Consider the following 17452-nt stretch of genomic DNA (forward strand, 5'->3'; position numbering starts at 1 on the left):
CGACGCATGACGATCACGGTCGCCGCCCCCGCCCGAGGGGCGGCGACCGCGCATGCACATGCCGGAAAGGACTGCCAGTATCAGCCGCATGACGTGGGGACCCCGCACTCTGGCCGCCAAGTGGACCACGGCGGTCCCCGTACTCGCCGTGGTGCTCCTGATCTTCACCTGGGGGCGTTCGCTCGCCCCGCTCCTCGTGGGCCTGGTCTCCGTGATCCTGGCCGTGTCCGTCCTCGCGGCCGTGCACCACGCCGAGGTCGTCGCGCACCGGGTCGGCGAACCCTTCGGCTCCCTCGTCCTCGCCGTCGCCGTGACGATCATCGAGGTCGCCCTCATCGTCACCCTCATGGCCGACGGCGGGTCCAAGGGCGCCACCCTCGCCCGGGACACCGTCTTCGCCGCGGTCATGATCACCTGCAACGGCATCGTCGGCATCAGCCTCCTGGTGGCCTCGCTCCGCCACCGGGTCGCCGTCTTCAACCCCGAGGGCACCGGCGCCGCCCTCGCGACCGTCGCGACCCTGGCCACCCTCAGCCTGGTGCTGCCGAAGTTCACCACCAGCAGGTCGGGAGCGGAGTTCAGCACGGTCCAGCTGATCTTCGCCGCGCTCGCCTCCCTCGTCCTGTACGGGCTCTTCGTCGCCACCCAGACCGTGCGGCACCGCAACTACTTCCTGCCGCTCACCCGGCACGGCGAGGTCGTCGATCCGGAGGAGGAGTACGCCGAGGGCCCCGGCCGCCGCACCGCCCTGCTCAGCCTCGCCCTGCTCGGGCTCGCCCTGATCGGCGTCGTCGGCCTCGCCAAGGGCGTCTCGCCGACCATCGAGTCCGGGATCAGGGCGGCCGATCTGCCGCAGGCCGTGGTGGGCGTGGTCATCGCCCTGCTCGTGCTGCTGCCGGAGACCATCGCCGCCGTACGCGCCGCCCGCCGCGACCGGGTGCAGATCAGCCTCAACCTCGGCTACGGATCCGCCATGGCCAGCATCGGGCTGACCATCCCGGCCGTGGCGGTGGCCTCCTTCTGGCTCTCCGACCCGCTCGTCCTCGGCCTCAACTCCACGCACATGGTGCTGCTCCTGCTCACCGTCTCCGTCGGCACCCTCACCGTCGTCCCCGGCCGGGCCACCCCCCTCCAAGGCGGCGTGCACCTGGTCATACTCGCCGCCTATCTGCAGTTCGCCCTCACCCCCTGAGCGCGCGCGGCCGCCCAGGGGCGCACTCCCGCGGGGGCCCGCCCCGCCCCGTGATAGACCGGCTGCGGAACACGCCGACGCAGCCACCGGAGGACCCCGTGCCGCGCACCCTTGCCAGCGCCCCCGTCATGATCCTGAACGGCCCCAACCTCAACCTGCTCGGCGAGCGGCAGCCCGAGATCTACGGCAGCGACACCCTCGCCGACGCCGAGGCGCTCTGCGCGAAGACGGCCGAGGCGCACGGCGGCACCGTCGACTTCCGCCAGTCCAACCACGAGGGCCGGCTCGTCGACTGGATCCAGGAGGCCCGGCTGCACCACGCCGGGATCGTCATCAACCCCGCCGCGTACACCCACACCTCGATCGCCCTCCTCGACGCGCTCAGCGCCTGCGACGGGCTGCCGGTGGTCGAGGTCCACCTCTCCAACGTCCACCGGCGCGAGGAGTTCCGCCGCCACTCCTACGTCTCGCTGCGCGCGGACGCGGTCATCGCGGGCTGCGGGATCCAGGGGTACGCCTTCGCGGTGGAACGGATCGCCGCGCTCGCGGCCCGGGGGAGCACCCCGGCCTGAGGTCTCGGCGCCCGGCCGGAGACCGGAGTGCTCGCCCCGGTCGGAAGGCCCGGAAGGGCCCGGAAGGCGGGACCCCCTGCTGCCGCCCGGGGAGCGGACCCGCCCCGGGCGCCCGGCTCACCAGCCCCGCGCCCGCCACTCGGGCAGCTGCGGCCGCTTGGCGCCGAGGGTGGTGGCGACGACAGCTCGTGGGCTGTCCGGGCACGAACTGCCGCCTCTCCGTGCGACCGGTTCAACACCTGCGCGTGAACCCTCCCGGCAGCTTCGGACAACAAGGGGGTGGAATGCACTCCACTCCTACTGCACGAAGAAGCGAGGGCCTCGTGGGGGAGCCACCCACCGACGACGCGCTGGTCATCCAGGAATCCCTGGAGCGGCCGGAGATATTCGCCAGGCTTTACGACAGACACGCCGCCGAGATCCACCGGTATGTGAGGCGCAGACTGGGCGACAGCCACGCAGACGACATCACGGCGCAGACCTTCCTCATCGCCTTCCGCAACCGCGCCCGCTACGACGTCGCGCGCGCCAGTGCCCGGCCGTGGCTCTACGGCATCGCGGGCAACCTCATCGGCAGCCACCGCCGCTCCGAGGTGCGGGCGCTGCGGGCGCTGGCCCGTACCGGCGTCGACCCGGTGGCCGAGTCCTGGTCGGAACGGGCCGACGAGCGGGTGACGGCCGAGGCCTCGCAGCAGGCGCTGGCCGGGGCGATCGCGGCCTTGCCCGGCAAGGACCGGCATGTGCTGCTGCTGGTCGCCTGGGCGGACTTCACCTACCAGGAGTGTGCCGACGCCCTCGGGGTGCCGGTCGGCACGGTCCGCTCCCGGCTGAGCCGGGCGCGCCGCAAGATGCGGAAGGCGCTCGGCGCCGACCCCACCCTCGTCAGCGACCAGAACGGGGCGGTAACCCATGGATGACATGACCAAGGTGCACGAGTTGCGGGCCGATGCGCCGACGTCGGACCGGGCGCGGCTGGTTACCGGCCGCCAGAAGCTGCTGGGAGCAGCGCAGAAGGGCTCTGCCCGCGGGATGCGGCTGGACTGGCGTGTGGCGGCCGCGGGAGGTGCCGCGACGGTCGTCACCCTCGCGGTGACGGTGGCCATGCTCGTCGGTGGCGATGGACCCGGGCGCGGCGTGCAGCCCGCCGGCCCCGACCTGACGTCCGCGACGGCCCTCCTGGAGCAGGCGGCGGACGTGGTGTCGCAACAGCCTGAACCGCATCCGCGCGACGGCCAGTGGGTCTACCTGAAGACCGCGCAGTGCCGATCCGGAGCGTCGGACGCGGCGCCCGACGCCGAGCCCGAGGTGAGCGAGGAGTGGGTCCGGTACGACAGCCCCGTGCGGGAGGACGACACGGACGGCGACACCGAGCCCTCGCAGCGGCGGCTGTATCGCCTGCTCGCCTCGCTGCCGGACGATCCCGCCGGGATCCGGAAGCAGGCGGCGGACATGTTCCCCATGGACGAGGACACCGGCTTGACGCGTGAGCAGGCCGAGACCTTCGCGCTTCTGGCGACCCTCGACGAGGCCTATCCCGTGCATCCGCAGGGGATGGCCAGGCTGTACCGGGCCCTCGCTGCGGACCCCGGGATCGAGGTGGTGCCGCACCTGGTGAAGGACCCCATGGGGCATGACGCCGTCGCCGTGTACCCGGACCTGGGCAGCAAGGCCGTTCAGCGCCAGGAGTACCTCCTCGACCCCGCCACCTTCCAGTACCGGGGAACCCAGTCGGTCGCGGTGCGCGACCTCGAGGAGGACCACGAGGACGGTTCACCGGCCGGGCGCTCGCACAAGAAGGGCGAGGTCACCTTCTGCGAGATGAAGATGACCCAGTCCCTCGTCGACCGTGACGGCGAGAAGCCCTGAACCGACCGGACGCCGCCGTCCGTCGGGCAGGACGCTGCCCGGGCGTCGACGGGCCTGAACGCGCGACCGCCCCCGCTGCGGTGTCGAAACGGGGGCGGTCGTCGTGGGACGCTCACCAGCCCCGCGCCCGCCACTCGGGCAGCTGCGGCCGCTCGGCGCCGAGGGTGGTGTCGTCGCCGTGTCCCGGGTAGACCCAGGTCTCGTCGGGAAGCGGGCCGAAGATCTTCGCCTCGACATCGCCGAGGAGGCTGGCGAAGGCCTCCGGGTCCTTGTGGGTGTTGCCGACGCCGCCGGGGAAGAGGCAGTCGCCGGTGAAGACGTGCGGGTGGCCGTGCGGGTCGTCGTAGACCAGCGCGATCGAGCCCGGCGTGTGCCCGACCAGGTGCCGGGCGGTCAGCGGGACCCGGCCCACCCGCACCGTGTCCCCGTCCTCCAGGGCCACCTCGGTGGGCACCGGGATGCCCTCGGCGTCGTCACGGCCCGCGTAGGTACGGGCGCCGGTGGCCTCGACCACCTCGGCCAGCGCCTGCCAGTGGTCGCCGTGCCGGTGCGTGGTGAGGACCGCGGCGATGCCGTCCTCGCCGATCAGGGTGAGCAGGGTCCCCGCGTCGTCGGCCGCGTCGATCAGCAGCTGCTCGCCGGTGGCCCGGCAGCGCAGCAGATAGGCGTTGTTGTTCATCGGGCCCACCGCGACCTTGGAGATCATCAGGTCCGTGAGCTCGTGCACGTCCGCGGGACCGCCGACCGTGACTTCACCGCTGTAGGTCATGGCACCCAGCGTACTCAGCGCCTCACAGCGAGGGCAGGGCGGGCAGCTCGCCGCCGGAGACGGTGAGGGCGGTGCCCGGGCGCCGCCCGGCGAGCCAGCCGAGGAGTTCGGCCTGCGTCCCGGCGACCGTCACCGTGACCTCCTCGCCCTGGCCGGTGGTCAGGGTGCGGCCGTCCTCCTGGCGGATCAGCACCCGGGGCACCGAGCCGAAGACCCGGAAGCGCTCGGCGAGGAAGCGGATCTCCTGCTGGGCGAACTCGGCGGGCAGGTCCTCCAGCTCGTAGCCGATGTCGAGGTCGACATGGTGCAGCTCCACCTCGACCAGGCGCCGGAAGGGGATCCGGGAGGCGGTGTCGCTGATGCCGTTGCGCAGCTCCACCGTCCGCGACCAGTCGGCGGGGGCCTGGCACAGCTCCCAGAAGCGGGCCGCGCTCTCGCGGATGTCGGTGATCTGCGTCTCCAGATCACGCCCCGCGCCCGCGGCGATCTCCGCGTCCCTGGTCTCCGGGCTCGGGTACATCGGACGCCCGGAGAGCGCGTTGACGAGCGCGTCGGCATTGCGCGCCAGGTGTGCCAGGACATGGCCGCGCGACCAGCCCGGAAGCCGTGACGGCCCGGCCGGCGCCGCGTTGTCCAGCTTGGCGGCCGCGTTCAGCAGCCGCTCGGTGGCCTCTCGTACGGAGAGCAGATCCCGCCCATGATCATTCATGGGGCCGACGATAGCGCCGCCCCACCATCGGGTGAAAGAGTGCGGACCCCGCCGCAAATCGAATGCACGTGCTATAAGCTCGTTCTCCGTATCAGGCATCCTTGGCCGGGTGCGGGGTTTTTCCCCAACCAGTCCACCGCTGAGGCGGCCCCCCATAGTCTTGAGGACGCAGGGGCCCCGCCCCTGTCGCTCTCTCTAAGAAAGGTGCGGACCGGCGTGGCCGACCGTCTCATCGTCCGTGGCGCGCGCGAGCACAACCTGAAGAACGTCTCGCTCGACCTTCCGCGTGACTCGCTCATCGTCTTCACCGGGCTCTCCGGATCCGGCAAGTCCTCGCTGGCCTTCGACACCATCTTCGCCGAGGGCCAGCGCCGGTACGTGGAGTCGCTGTCCTCGTACGCCCGCCAGTTCCTCGGGCAGATGGACAAGCCGGACGTCGACTTCATCGAGGGGCTGTCCCCCGCGGTCTCCATCGACCAGAAGTCGACCTCCCGCAACCCGCGCTCCACGGTCGGCACCATCACCGAGGTCTACGACTACCTCCGGCTGCTCTTCGCCCGCGTCGGCAAGCCGCACTGCCCCGAGTGCGGGCGGCCCATCACCCGGCAGTCGCCGCAGGCCATCGTCGACAAGGTCCTCGAACTGCCCGAGGGCAGCCGCTTCCAGGTGCTCTCGCCGCTGGTGCGCGAGCGCAAGGGCGAGTTCGTCGACCTCTTCGGCGAGCTGCAGACCAAGGGGTACAGCCGCGCCCGCGTCGACGGGCAGACCGTCCAGCTCTCCGAGCCGCCGAAGCTCAAGAAGCAGGAGAAGCACACCATCGAGGTGGTCGTCGACCGCCTCACCGTCAAGGACAGTGCCAAGCGGCGCCTGACCGACTCGGTGGAGACCGCGCTCGGCCTCTCCGGCGGCATGGTGGTGCTCGACTTCGTGGACCTCGCCGAGGACCACCCCGAGCGCGAGCGGATGTACTCCGAGCACCTCTACTGCCCCTACGACGACCTCTCCTTCGAGGAGCTGGAGCCGCGCTCCTTCTCCTTCAACTCGCCCTTCGGCGCCTGCCCGGACTGCACCGGCATCGGCACCCGCATGGAGGTCGACCCGGAGCTGCTCGTCCCCGACGAGGAGAAGTCGCTCGACGAGGGCGCCATCCACCCCTGGTCGCACGGGCACACCAAGGACTACTTCGGCCGCCTGGTCGACGCCCTCGCCGACGCCCTCGGCTTCCGTACCGACATCCCCTTCGCCGGTCTGCCGCAGCGCGCCAAGAAGGCCCTGCTGAACGGCCACAAGACCCAGATCGAGGTGCGCTACCGCAACCGCTACGGCCGCGAGCGGGTGTACACCACCGCCTTCGAGGGCGCGGTGCCCTACGTCAAGCGCCGGCACAGCGAGGCCGAGAGCGACGCGAGCCGCGAGCGCTTCGAGGGCTATATGCGCGAGGTGCCCTGCCCGACCTGCGAGGGCACCCGGCTCAAGCCGATCGTGCTCGCCGTCACCATGATGGGCAAGTCCATCGCCGAGGTCTCCGCCATGTCGATCAGCGACTGCGCGGACTTCCTGGGCGAGATGACGCTGAACGCCCGCGACAAGAAGATCGCCGAGCGGGTCCTCAAGGAGGTCAACGAGCGCCTGCGCTTCCTCGTCGACGTCGGCCTCGACTACCTCTCCCTCAACCGCGCCGCGGGCACCCTCTCCGGCGGCGAGGCCCAGCGCATCCGGCTCGCCACCCAGATCGGCTCCGGCCTGGTCGGCGTCCTGTACGTGCTCGACGAGCCCTCCATCGGCCTGCACCAGCGCGACAACCACCGGCTCATCGAGACCCTGGTCCGGCTGCGGGACATGGGCAACACCCTCATCGTCGTCGAGCACGACGAGGACACCATCAAGGTCGCCGACTGGGTCGTGGACATCGGCCCGGGCGCCGGTGAGCACGGCGGCAAGGTCGTGCACAGCGGCCCGTTGAAGGGACTCCTCGCCAACAAGGAGTCGATGACCGGGCAGTACCTGGCCGGCAAGCGGGCCATCGCGCTGCCGCCGCTGCGCCGCCCCGCCGACCCCGGCCGGCAGCTGACCGTGCACGGCGCCCGCGAGAACAACCTGCGCGACATCGACGTCTCCTTCCCGCTCGGCGTGCTCACCGCGGTCACCGGCGTCTCCGGCTCCGGCAAGTCCACCCTGGTCAACGACATCCTGTACACGCACCTGGCGCGCGAGCTGAACGGCGCCCGGGGCGTACCGGGCCGGCACACCCGCGTCGACGGCGACGACCTGGTCGACAAGGTGGTGCACGTCGACCAGTCGCCCATCGGCCGCACCCCGCGCTCCAACCCGGCCACGTACACCGGGGTCTTCGACCATGTGCGGCGGCTCTTCGCGGAGACCACCGAGGCGAAGGTCCGCGGCTATCTGCCCGGGCGCTTCTCCTTCAACGTCAAGGGCGGCCGCTGCGAGAACTGCTCCGGCGACGGCACCATCAAGATCGAGATGAACTTCCTGCCGGATGTGTACGTCCCCTGCGAGGTCTGCCACGGGGCGCGCTACAACCGGGAGACGCTGGAGGTGCACTACAAGGGCAAGTCCATCGCCGAGGTCCTGGACATGCCCATCGAGGAGGGCCTCGCCTTCTTCGAGGCGGTCCCGGCGATCGCCCGCCATCTGAAGACCCTCAACGACGTCGGCCTCGGCTACGTCCGCCTCGGCCAGTCCGCGCCGACCCTCTCCGGCGGTGAGGCGCAGCGCGTCAAGCTCGCCAGCGAACTGCAGAAGCGCTCCACCGGGCGGACCGTCTACGTCCTCGACGAGCCCACCACCGGTCTGCACTTCGAGGACATCAGCAAGCTCATCAGCGTGCTGTCCGGACTCGTCGACAAGGGCAACACGGTCATCGTGATCGAGCACAACCTCGATGTCATCAAGACCGCCGACTGGGTCGTGGACATGGGCCCCGAAGGCGGCAGCGGCGGCGGCCTGGTGATCGCCGAGGGCACCCCGGAGCAGGTCGCCTCGGTGCCCGCCAGCCACACCGGCAAGTTCCTGCGGGAGGTGCTCGGCGCGGACCGGGTCAGCGACGCCGCCTCCTCCGAGCCCGCCCGGAAGACCGCGCCCAGGGCGAAGTCGGCCAAGGCGGCCGCCGGAAAGGCGACCGCCGCCAAGAAGGCGGCGGCGCCCCGCAAGCGCGCCTCGAAGAAGGCCGCGGGCTGAATCCCGGCCGGATCAGGCCGGGTCGGCGGGGGAGGGGCCGTACTCCGGTTCCTCCCCCGTCTCCAGCTCCCGGGCCGTGGGCGGCTGCGCCCCCGCGCGGGAGCAGGTGAGCGCGGCGGCGCGGGCGGCGTAGCCGAGGACATCGCGCCACCGCTCCGCGCCGAGCGCGCCGAGCGACCCGGGCGCGAGCACCCCGTGGGCCGAGAGCCGGTGCAGCAGCGCCGCGTTGACGGTGTCGCCCGCGCCGATGGTGTCCACCACCCGCACCGGCACCGCGGGCACCGCGCACCGCCCCCACCGCCCCAGTACGTCGAGGCCCCGGGCGCCCCGGGTCAGCACGACCGCCTCGGGCCCGGCCGCGAGCCACTCCTCGGGGGTGCCGCCGAGCCACTCGGCGTCCTCCTCGGAGAGCTTCAGCAGGGTGGTGTCCGCCAGCCAGGAGCGGAACCGGGCGCGGTAGGCCCCGGGGTCCGGGATCAGCCCCTGCCGGATGTTCGGGTCGAGCATGGTGAACAGCCCGCGCGCGGAGGCTTGGCGGAGCACCTTCTCGTAGGCGCTCGCCCCGGGTTCCAGCGCGAGGGAGCAGGTGCCGAAGCAGAGCGCGCGCAGGCCCTCCGGCAACCGGTCGGGGCAGTGGAAGAGCCGGTCCGCGGTGCCCTCGACGTAGAAGGTGTACCGGGCGGAGCCCTCCTCGCCGACCGAGGCGAGCGCCAGCGTGGTGGGCTCCGGTCCGCGCTGCACCGGCGAGACGTCCACGCCCGCCTCCCGCAGCCCCGCCATCAGGGACTGCCCGAAGGCGTCCGTGGAGATCCGGGAGAGGAAGGCGGGGGCCGCGCCGAGCCGCCCGAGCGCGATCGCGGTGTTGTACGGGCCGCCGCCCCGGGAGGGCGCCAGCGCGGACAGGGCGCCCGGCTCCCCGGGCACGAGATCGATCAGGGCCTCCCCGGCGACGGCGATCACGTGGCGGGTCCTCTCGGTGTGCGGACGGCTGGTCCCTCGGCGCGGCCGCGCCGAGGGCGCGGAGCGGGGCCGCCCGGCGAACGTATCGCGGCCGGGGGTGCGCGCAGGTCAGGGGTGCCGGGGCCGCGGGTCCGGGTCCCGGAGCCTTCGCCCGCGCCGGAGCCGGGGCGGGCCCGCGCTCAGTCCCAGTCCCAGCCGATGCCCAGGATCCCCGTGGTGACATCGGTCTCCACCAGGTGCACCGAGCGGTGGTGGCCGCTGAGCGTGAGCTCGCGGCGGTCGCTCAGCGGGGCGGTGGCGGTCAGCCGCGCGAAGCGGTGGCAGCGGACCGGCAGCACCTCGCCGGTGAAGCGCACCTGGAGGGCGTACTGCCCGCCCGCGAAGCTGAAGCCGCGCATGTACTCGGTGGCCTCGCCCGCCGTGCCGTCACCGATCCCGTACCGGAAGACATGGGTGTCGCCCATGCTCAGCCGGACGTCGAAGAGCAGCTCGGCGACGACCACCCCGGAGTCGCCGTCCCACCGCACCCGCCCCCGGCGGCAGTTCTCCAGGGCGCGCACCTCGACGCGCTCCGGCGCGCACCCCGGGTCGCCCTGGTGGATCACCACATACCGGTCCACGCCCTCCTTGTGGGCGCGCACGATGTGGTGCGAGTCGCGCTCCAGCAGCTCCCGGCGGGCGCCGATGCGCACCCCCTCGTGGTGGCTGAGGGTGTGCAGCCCGCCGTCCAGCGGCGCGCCCAGCTCGCCGAGCAGGCTCTCCACCGCGGCGGACTCGCCGGTGATCGCGCGGTACGAGCGGGCGGGCGGGCGTTCGGGGTCGGGGCGCCCGCCGGGCTGGGCGAGCAGCCGGATCAGCGAGTCCTGCGGGAGCTGGAGGATCTCCTCCAGCATCCGTACGGCCCGCAGTGACTCGGGCCGCTGCGGGCGGCGGGCGCCCTGCTGCCAGTAACTCAGGCTGGTGACACCGAGCTTGACCCCGCGCCGGGCCAGATGGTGCTGCACCCGCTGGAGCGGCATCCGCCGCGCGGCCAGGGCCGCCCGCAGCGCGAGGGCGAACGGGCCGGTGCGCAGGGCCTCTTCGAGGCGCACCGTGGCGGCGTCCACATGGCCGGCGTGGGGCATACAACTGGCCTTTCTGTGAATGTTCACAGCAGCCGGCCGCTCCCGCCGGGTCCGGGCGGCGGGGCTCCCTGGTGGGCGTGGCCGGTGCGTTCACATCCGTACGCCGCGCGTTCACGTCGGCGGGTCATCCCGTATTGAAGCGTGTTGACCTGCACTGGACAACACCCGATGCTCATCGCAACGTCCGGACGTGCTCCTCACCTCCTCCACCCCACGGCAGGCAGGAACACGATGCGTCACAGAAACCGAACCCCCCTCCGGCACAGACGGCTCGCCGCGCTCACGCTCGCCGCCGCGGCCCTCTTCACGGTGCCGGCCACGACCGCCTTGGCCGCCCCCGCCCCCACGGGCCAGACCGCCCCGGCCGCCGCGGCCGCCTCGAACCAGCTCGGCATCACCATGCAGGCACAGGAGCAGGACAACTGGTGCTGGGCCGCGAGCGGCAACACCATCGCGGACTACTACGGCCACGACTACAGCCAGAACACCTTCTGCAACGCCGCCTTCGGCCGGGCCACCGACAGCAGCTGCCCCAACTCGCAGGCCACGCTCGGTGACGTGCAGAACGCCTTCGACTGGGCGGGCATCAACTCCGGTTCGTATGTGAGCGGTTGGCTGAACTACGCGACCGTGCAGAGCGAGATCAATGCCGACCGGCCCGTCGAGACCCGCATCGGCTGGACCAGCGGCGGCGGCCACATGCACGTGATCTACGGCTTCGACACCGCGAGCAGCCTGGTCTACTGGGGCGACCCCTGGCCCTCCAGCGACCGCTACAACTGGGCCTCGCACTCCTGGTACACGAGCAACAACTCCTTCGACTGGACCCACTCGCTCTACCGGATCGGGGCGTGAGCACGATGACCGCAGCGCTCCACCGCCGCCTCCCCGCGGCCCTCGCGACCTCGGCCGCCGCCGCGCTCGTCCTCGGGCTCGGCGCCCCGGCGGCCACCGCCCAGGACAAGCCCGCCGCCCCCTCCGGCGCCAGCCTCTCGGCCGCGCACCGGGCCGCCGACTCCGCCGAGACCCGGGAGACCCTCTCCCGCTTCTTCGCCCGCGACGGCGCCCTCTCCCGCGCCGCCGCCGACCCCGAGGTGAGTGCCGAGACGGTGCCCGTCTACTACCTCTCGCCGCGGTTCGTGGCGGGCGAGAAGGACGCCGCCGTCGGGGAGTTGCAGTTCCTCGCGGGGAAGGCGGTCGCCTCGGACGGCCAGAAGGCCTCGCTGTGGACCGCGAAGCAGGGCGGCAGCTGGCAGGTCGTCAACATCGCCACCGGCGACGACGAGACCCGCTACGCCGCCCTCGGCGAGCGCAGGCTGCCCGGCGGCACGGTCTTCCACGAGCCGCAGATCGGCGCCTGGTACGTCCAGGGCGGGCAGCGGGTGCTGCCGCTGAACGCCGACGCGAAGAAGGCGGTCGGCAAACAGGGCACCACCCTCGCCGCCTACCAGAAGCGCGTGCACCGGGCCTACGGCGACAAGCTGCCCGGCTCCGCCTACGACAAGGCGGGCGAGGCCGGCGGCTTCGACCAGAAGGGCGCGGTTGCTCAGCCCGCCGCCGGGCACCGGCACGCGCCCCCGGCCGCGCCTCGGGCCGAGGAGCCGGCGGATCCGGCCGTCACCACCGCCTCCGCCCTCGCGGGTGCGGGCGCCCTCGCGGCGCTCGGCCTGAGCGGGGCCTGGCTGGTGCGCGCCCGCCGCGGCACCCGGTGAGCTGAGGCCGGGCGGGGCCGCTCCTCCTGCGGTCCCGCCCGAGCGGCCCTCGGCCCCGGGAAGCGGCGAGGGCGGGCCCCTGCGGGCGTCCCGGCGGGCGCCCGCGGGGGCCCGCTCTGTCGGTGCGCGGACGTAGGGTGTGGACCATGGCCGACCCCTCCAGCTACCGCCCGAAACCGGGACAGATCCCCGACTCCCCGGGGGTCTACCGCTTCCGCGACGACCACCGCAGGGTGATCTACGTCGGGAAGGCCAAGAGCCTGCGCCAGCGGCTCGCCAGCTACTTCCAGGACCTCGCCAACCTCCACCCGCGGACCAGGACGATGGTCACCACCGCCGCCTCCGTGGAGTGGACCGTCGTCTCCACCGAGGTCGAGGCCCTCCAGCTCGAATACTCCTGGATCAAGGAGTTCGACCCCCGGTTCAACGTCAAGTACCGCGACGACAAGAGCTATCCGTACCTCGCGGTCACGCTGAACGAGGAGTTCCCGCGGGTCCAGGTGATGCGCGGCCAGAAGAAGAAGGGCGTGCGCTACTTCGGTCCGTACGGCCACGCCTGGGCGATCCGGGACACCGTCGACCTGCTGCTGCGGGTCTTCCCGGTCCGCACCTGCTCCGCCGGGGTGTTCAAGAACGCGGTGCGCACCGACCGCCCCTGCCTGCTCGGCTACATCGGCAAGTGCGCGGCGCCCTGCGTCGGCCGCGTCGACGCCGAGGAGCACCGCGAACTCGCCGAGGAGTTCTGCGACTTCATGGCCGGACGCACCGGCACCTACATCCGCCGCCTGGAGGCGCGGATGACCGAGGCCGCCGAGGACATGGAGTACGAACGCGCGGCGCGGCTGCGCGACGACATAGAAGCCCTGCGCAAGGCGATGGAGAAGAACGCCGTCGTCCTCGCCGACGCCACCGACGCCGACCTCATCGCGGTCAGCGAGGACGAACTCGAAGCGGCCGTGCAGATCTTCCACGTCCGCGGCGGCCGGGTGCGCGGCCAGCGCGGCTGGGTCACCGACAAGGTCGAGGCCGTCACCACCGGCGGCCTCGTCGAGCACGCCCTCCAGCAGCTCTACGGCGAGGAGCGCGGCGACGCCGTACCCAAGGAGGTGCTCGTCCCGGCGCTGCCCGAACCGGTCGAGCCGGTGCAGGAGTGGCTCTCCGGGCGGCGCGGCTCGCAGGTCTCGCTGCGCATCCCGCAGCGCGGCGACAAGAAGGCGCTGATGGAGACCGTGGAGCGCAACGCCCTCCAGGCGCTCGGCCTGCACAAGACCAAGCGCGCCTCCGACCTCACCACCCGCTCCCGCGCCCTGGAGGAGATCGCCGAGGCGCTCGGCCTGGACAGCGCCCCGCTGCGCATCGAGTGCTACGACATCTCGCACCTGCAGGGCGAGGACGTGGTGGCCTCCATGGTCGTCTTCGAGGACGGCCTCGCCCGCAAGAGCGAGTACCGCCGCTTCCAGATCAAGGGCCGGGTCGGGGACACCCAGGTCTGGCACGGCGAGGGGCAGGACGACGTCCGCTCCATGCACGAGGTCGTCGCCCGCCGCTTCCGCCGGTACCTCGCCGAGAAGGAGCGGACGGGGGAGTGGGCCGACGGGGAGGTGCCGGAGGGCGAGGAGGCCTCCGGTCCCCGCGAGGAGGACGGCCGCCCCCGGCGCTTCGCCTACCCGCCGCAGCTGGTCGTCGTCGACGGCGGCGCGCCCCAGGTCGCCGCCGCGGCCAGGGCCCTGGACGAGCTGGGCATCGACGACATCGCGGTCTGCGGGCTCGCCAAGCGCCTGGAGGAGGTCTGGGTGCCGGGCGAGGGGGATCCGGTGATCCTGCCGCGCACCAGCGAGGGGCTGTACCTTCTCCAGCGGGTGCGCGACGAGGCGCACCGGTTCGCGATCACCTACCAGCGCAAGAAGCGCACCAAGCGGCTGCGGTCCGGACCGCTGGACGCGGTGCCGGGGCTCGGCGAGGCCCGCAAGCAGGCGCTGGTCAAGCACTTCGGCTCGGTGAAGAAGCTGCGGGCCGCGACGATCGAGCAGATCTGCGAGGTGCCCGGCGTCGGCCGCAAGACGGCCGAGACCATCGCCGCCGCCCTGGCCGGCTCGGCACCCTCCGCGCCCGCCGTGAACACCGCCACCGGAGAGATCATGGACAGCGAGGAGTCCGCGGAGGCGCAAGACTGGGTGGCGGAGCGGGAGCCGGGGACCGCGACGGTCCCCGACCACGGCCCCGCTCCGGACACCGCGGACCTCACCGACCGACAACGGGGGCAGGATTCATGAGCGAGCACGAGGCACAGCAGACCGGCACCGCACCGGCGGCCGGCCCGGCCGACGACCGGCAGCAGGCGCCCGAGGCGGGCACCGAACCGGTCATCCCCGAGCTGGTGATCATCTCCGGCATGTCCGGGGCGGGCCGCTCCACCGCGGCCAAGTGTCTGGAGGACCTGGGCTGGTTCGTCGTCGACAACCTGCCGCCCGCGCTGATCCCGACCATGGTCGAACTCGGCGCCCGCTCGCAGGGGAACGTCGCCCGGATCGCCGTCGTCGTCGACGTGCGCGGCAGACGCTTCTTCGACAATCTGCGCGAATCCTTCGCCGATCTGGAGACCCGGCACGTCACCCGCCGGATCGTCTTCCTGGAGTCCTCCGACGAGGCCCTGGTGCGCCGCTTCGAGTCGGTGCGCCGCCCGCATCCGCTGCAGGGCGAGGGCCGCATCGTCGACGGCATCGAGGCCGAGCGCGAGCTGCTGCGCGAACTGCGCGGCGACGCCGACCTGGTGATCGACACCTCCAGCCTCAACGTCCACGAGCTGCGGGCCAAGCTCGACGCCCAGTTCGCGGGCGAGGAGGAGCCCGAACTGCGGGCCACCGTCATGTCCTTCGGCTACAAGTACGGGCTGCCCGTCGACGCCGACCTCGTGGTGGACTGCCGCTTTCTGCCCAACCCGCACTGGGTGCCGGAGCTGCGGCCCTTCACCGGACTCAACGAGGAGGTGTCGGGGTATGTCTTCAACCAGCCCGGTGCCAAGGAGTTCCTCGACCGGTACACCGAGCTGCTCCAGCTCATCGCCGCGGGGTACCGCCGCGAGGGCAAGCGCTATGTGACGATCGCGGTCGGCTGCACAGGTGGCAAGCACCGGTCCGTCGCCATGTCGGAGAAGCTCGCCGCCCGACTCGCCACCGAAGGTGTGGAGACCGTCGTCGTCCACCGGGACATGGGACGCGAATGACATCGAGCACTTCCCGGCTGCGCAGAATGCTCCGGGAGACCCCCGCCGTACCGGCGGCACGGACCGGCCGCGCCCGCCGGGGCAGCCGCCGCGGCACCCAGCCGAAGGTGGTCGCCCTCGGCGGCGGGATGGGGCTCTCCGCCTCGCTCGCCGCCCTGCGCCGCATCACCGGGGACCTGACCGCCGTGGTCACCGTCGCCGACGACGGCGGCTCCAGCGGGCGGCTCCGCGACGAGCTGGGCGTGCTGCCGCCGGGCGACCTGCGCAAGGCGCTGGCCGCGCTGTGCGGCGACGACGACTGGGGCCAGACCTGGGCCCGGGTCATCCAGCACCGCTTCCACTCCCAGGGCGAGCTGCACGACCACGCGGTCGGCAATCTGCTGATCGTCGCCCTGTGGGAGCAGCTCGGCGACCATGTCCAGGCCCTCGACCTGGTCGGCACCCTGCTCGGCGCGCACGGCCGGGTCCTGCCGATGTCCGCGGTCCCCCTCGAACTCCAGGCCCTGGTGCGCGGGCACGACCCGGCGCGCCCGGAGGAGGTGGAGACCGTCCGCGGGCAGGCCACCGTGGCGCTCACCCGCGGCGAGGTGCAGTCCGTGCACCTGGTGCCGCAGGACCCGCCCGCCGTACCGGAGGCCGTCGCGGCGGTGCTTGACGCCGACTGGGTGGTTCTCGGCCCCGGATCCTGGTTCTCCTCGGTGATCCCGCACCTGCTCGTGCCCGAACTGCTGGAGGCCCTGACCCGCACCAAGGCGCGCCGGGTGCTCTCGCTGAACCTCGCGCCCCAACCCGGCGAAACCGAGGGCTTCTCCCCGCAGCGTCATTTGGAGGTTTTGGGCCGACACGCCCCTAAACTCGCCCTCGACGTGGTGCTGGCCGACGAGGCCGCCGTGCCCGACCGCGAGGTGCTCACCGAAGCCGCCAAGAGCTTCGGCGCCGCGGTCGAACTGGCTCCGGTGGCCCGGACCGACGGCAGCCCGAGGCACGACCCGGAGCTGCTGGCCGCCGCGTACGACCGTATTTTCCGGATGCATGGAAGGATCGGCCCATGGCGATGACGGCAGAGGTGAAGGACGAGGTCTCCCGGCTTCCCGTCACCCGGACCTGCTGCAGAAAAGCGGAGGTCTCGGCGATCCTGCGCTTCGCGGGCGGGCTGCACCTCGTCAGCGGCCGCATCGTGATCGAGGCGGAGCTGGACACCGCGATGGCGGCCCGGCGGCTCAAGCGCGACATCCTGGAGATCTTCGGGCACAGCTCCGAACTGATCGTGATGGCCCCCGGCGGACTGCGCCGCGGCTCACGCTATGTCGTACGGGTCGTCGCCGGCGGTGACCAGCTGGCCCGGCAGACCGGACTCGTCGACGGCCGGGGCCGCCCGATCCGCGGACTGCCCCCGCAGGTGGTCTCGGGGGCCACCTGCGACGCCGAGGCCGCCTGGCGCGGGGCCTTCCTCGCCCACGGCTCGCTCACCGAGCCGGGCCGCTCCTCCTCCCTGGAGGTCACCTGCCCGGGACCGGAGGCCGCCCTCGCCCTGGTCGGCGCGGCCCGCCGGCTCTCCATCGGCGCCAAGGCCCGCGAGGTGCGCGGCGTCGACCGGGTGGTGGTCCGCGACGGCGACGCCATCGGGGCCCTGCTCACCCGCCTCGGCGCCCATGAGTCGGTGCTCGCCTGGGAGGAGCGGCGGATGCGCCGCGAGGTGCGGGCCACCGCCAACCGCCTCGCCAACTTCGACGACGCCAATCTGCGCCGCTCCGCGCGGGCCGCGGTCGCCGCCGGTGCCCGGGTGCAGCGCGCCCTGGAGATCCTCGGCGAGGAGGTGCCCGAGCACCTCGCCGCCGCCGGGCGGCTGCGCATGGAGCACAAGCAGGCCTCCCTGGAGGAGCTGGGCGCGCTCGCCGATCCGCCGCTGACCAAGGACGCGGTGGCGGGCCGGATCCGCCGCCTGCTCGCGATGGCCGACAAGCGGGCCCAGGACCTCGGGATCCCCGGCACCGAATCCAATCTGAGCGAGGAGCTCGCGGACAATCTCGCGGGCTGACCGAGGACCGTTCACGGAGCGGACCGCAGGGGCCGCGAGCCGCCAAAGGGCGTACGCGGCGGCCCCGTTGACCGGGCCCCTTCGAG

15 protein-coding genes are annotated in these 17452 nt (G+C 72.7%); 11 read left to right on the forward strand and 4 right to left on the reverse strand.

Features of this window, described 5'->3' with window-relative positions; translation table 11 throughout:
* The first annotated feature begins 88 nt into the window (after positions 1–88).
* The 4 genes from MID12_RS26620 to MID12_RS26635 all read left to right on the forward strand — a co-directional run bounded on the left by MID12_RS26620 (position 89) and on the right by MID12_RS26635 (position 3630).
* Positions 89–1192 (forward strand): calcium:proton antiporter, encoded by a 1104-nt coding sequence (locus tag MID12_RS26620; RefSeq protein ID WP_263171255.1) that lies wholly within the window; start codon positions 89–91, stop codon positions 1190–1192.
* A gap of 98 nt (positions 1193–1290) precedes the next feature.
* Complete coding sequence (gene aroQ / locus MID12_RS26625) at positions 1291–1764, forward strand: type II 3-dehydroquinate dehydratase (RefSeq protein WP_040254582.1); 474 nt, start codon at positions 1291–1293, stop codon at positions 1762–1764.
* 284 nt (positions 1765–2048) lie between these two features.
* On the forward strand, positions 2049–2681 hold the full coding sequence (locus MID12_RS26630; RefSeq protein ID WP_186095475.1) for an RNA polymerase sigma factor: 633 nt from the start codon (positions 2049–2051) through the stop codon (positions 2679–2681).
* Entirely contained in the window at positions 2674–3630 is a 957-nt protein-coding gene (locus MID12_RS26635; protein WP_263171262.1) for a CU044_5270 family protein, read from the forward strand. Before MID12_RS26630 ends, MID12_RS26635 begins: the two co-directional genes overlap by 8 nt.
* Positions 3631–3742: 112 nt before the next feature.
* On the opposite strand, the gene MID12_RS26640 is transcribed toward MID12_RS26635, so the two are convergent.
* Together MID12_RS26640 and MID12_RS26645 are read right to left on the reverse strand one after the other, a co-directional pair.
* Positions 3743–4399: an MBL fold metallo-hydrolase gene (locus tag MID12_RS26640; protein WP_040254586.1), complete on the reverse strand. Its 657-nt coding sequence runs from the start codon at positions 4397–4399 to the stop codon at positions 3743–3745.
* A 22-nt stretch (positions 4400–4421) separates the two neighbouring features.
* Positions 4422–5108 carry a maleylpyruvate isomerase family mycothiol-dependent enzyme gene (locus tag MID12_RS26645; protein WP_040254588.1) on the reverse strand — a complete coding sequence of 229 codons (687 nt, stop codon included), beginning with the start codon at positions 5106–5108 and terminating at the stop codon, positions 4422–4424.
* 216 nt (positions 5109–5324) lie between these two features.
* On the opposite strand from MID12_RS26645, the gene uvrA reads away from it, so the two are divergent.
* Positions 5325–8309, forward strand: a complete 2985-nt coding sequence (gene uvrA, locus MID12_RS26650; RefSeq protein WP_040254590.1) for an excinuclease ABC subunit UvrA — start codon at positions 5325–5327, stop codon at positions 8307–8309.
* Positions 8310–8321: 12 nt separating this feature from the next.
* Here the strand turns inward: uvrA and MID12_RS26655 are convergent, their stop codons facing one another.
* Together MID12_RS26655 and MID12_RS26660 are read right to left on the reverse strand one after the other, a co-directional pair.
* Positions 8322–9269 carry a carbohydrate kinase family protein gene (locus MID12_RS26655; RefSeq protein ID WP_052482649.1) on the reverse strand — a complete coding sequence of 316 codons (948 nt, stop codon included), beginning with the start codon at positions 9267–9269 and terminating at the stop codon, positions 8322–8324.
* 179 nt (positions 9270–9448) lie between these two features.
* The gene (locus MID12_RS26660; RefSeq protein ID WP_040254591.1) at positions 9449–10393 is read right to left on the reverse strand and encodes a hypothetical protein; all 945 of its coding nucleotides are present in this window, start codon (positions 10391–10393) and stop codon (positions 9449–9451) included.
* Positions 10394–10624: 231 nt separating this feature from the next.
* On the opposite strand from MID12_RS26660, the gene MID12_RS26665 reads away from it, so the two are divergent.
* The 6 genes from MID12_RS26665 (at position 10625) to whiA (ending at position 17366) form a co-directional block, all read left to right on the forward strand.
* On the forward strand, positions 10625–11248 hold the full coding sequence (locus MID12_RS26665; protein ID WP_040254592.1) for a papain-like cysteine protease family protein: 624 nt from the start codon (positions 10625–10627) through the stop codon (positions 11246–11248).
* A gap of 5 nt (positions 11249–11253) precedes the next feature.
* Positions 11254–12105, forward strand: coding sequence for a hypothetical protein (locus MID12_RS26670; RefSeq protein ID WP_263171277.1), 852 nt, complete (start codon positions 11254–11256; stop codon positions 12103–12105).
* Between the two features lie 146 nt (positions 12106–12251).
* A complete protein-coding gene (gene uvrC, locus MID12_RS26675; RefSeq protein WP_263171279.1) occupies positions 12252–14378 on the forward strand; it encodes an excinuclease ABC subunit UvrC in 2127 nt (708 codons plus the stop codon).
* A complete protein-coding gene (gene rapZ, locus MID12_RS26680) occupies positions 14375–15328 on the forward strand; it encodes an RNase adapter RapZ (RefSeq protein WP_040254594.1) in 954 nt (317 codons plus the stop codon). Before uvrC ends, rapZ begins: the two co-directional genes overlap by 4 nt.
* Entirely contained in the window at positions 15325–16386 is a 1062-nt protein-coding gene (locus tag MID12_RS26685) for a uridine diphosphate-N-acetylglucosamine-binding protein YvcK (protein ID WP_263171281.1), read from the forward strand. Before rapZ ends, MID12_RS26685 begins: the two co-directional genes overlap by 4 nt.
* Positions 16377–17366 carry a DNA-binding protein WhiA gene (gene whiA / locus MID12_RS26690; protein WP_040254598.1) on the forward strand — a complete coding sequence of 330 codons (990 nt, stop codon included), beginning with the start codon at positions 16377–16379 and terminating at the stop codon, positions 17364–17366. The genes MID12_RS26685 and whiA overlap by 10 nt, the downstream gene beginning before the upstream one ends.
* Positions 17367–17452 lie beyond the last annotated feature (86 nt).

This window comes from Streptomyces sp. SCSIO ZS0520, assembly GCF_025643355.1.
In the GTDB taxonomy this organism is placed as follows: domain Bacteria; phylum Actinomycetota; class Actinomycetes; order Streptomycetales; family Streptomycetaceae; genus Streptomyces; species Streptomyces physcomitrii.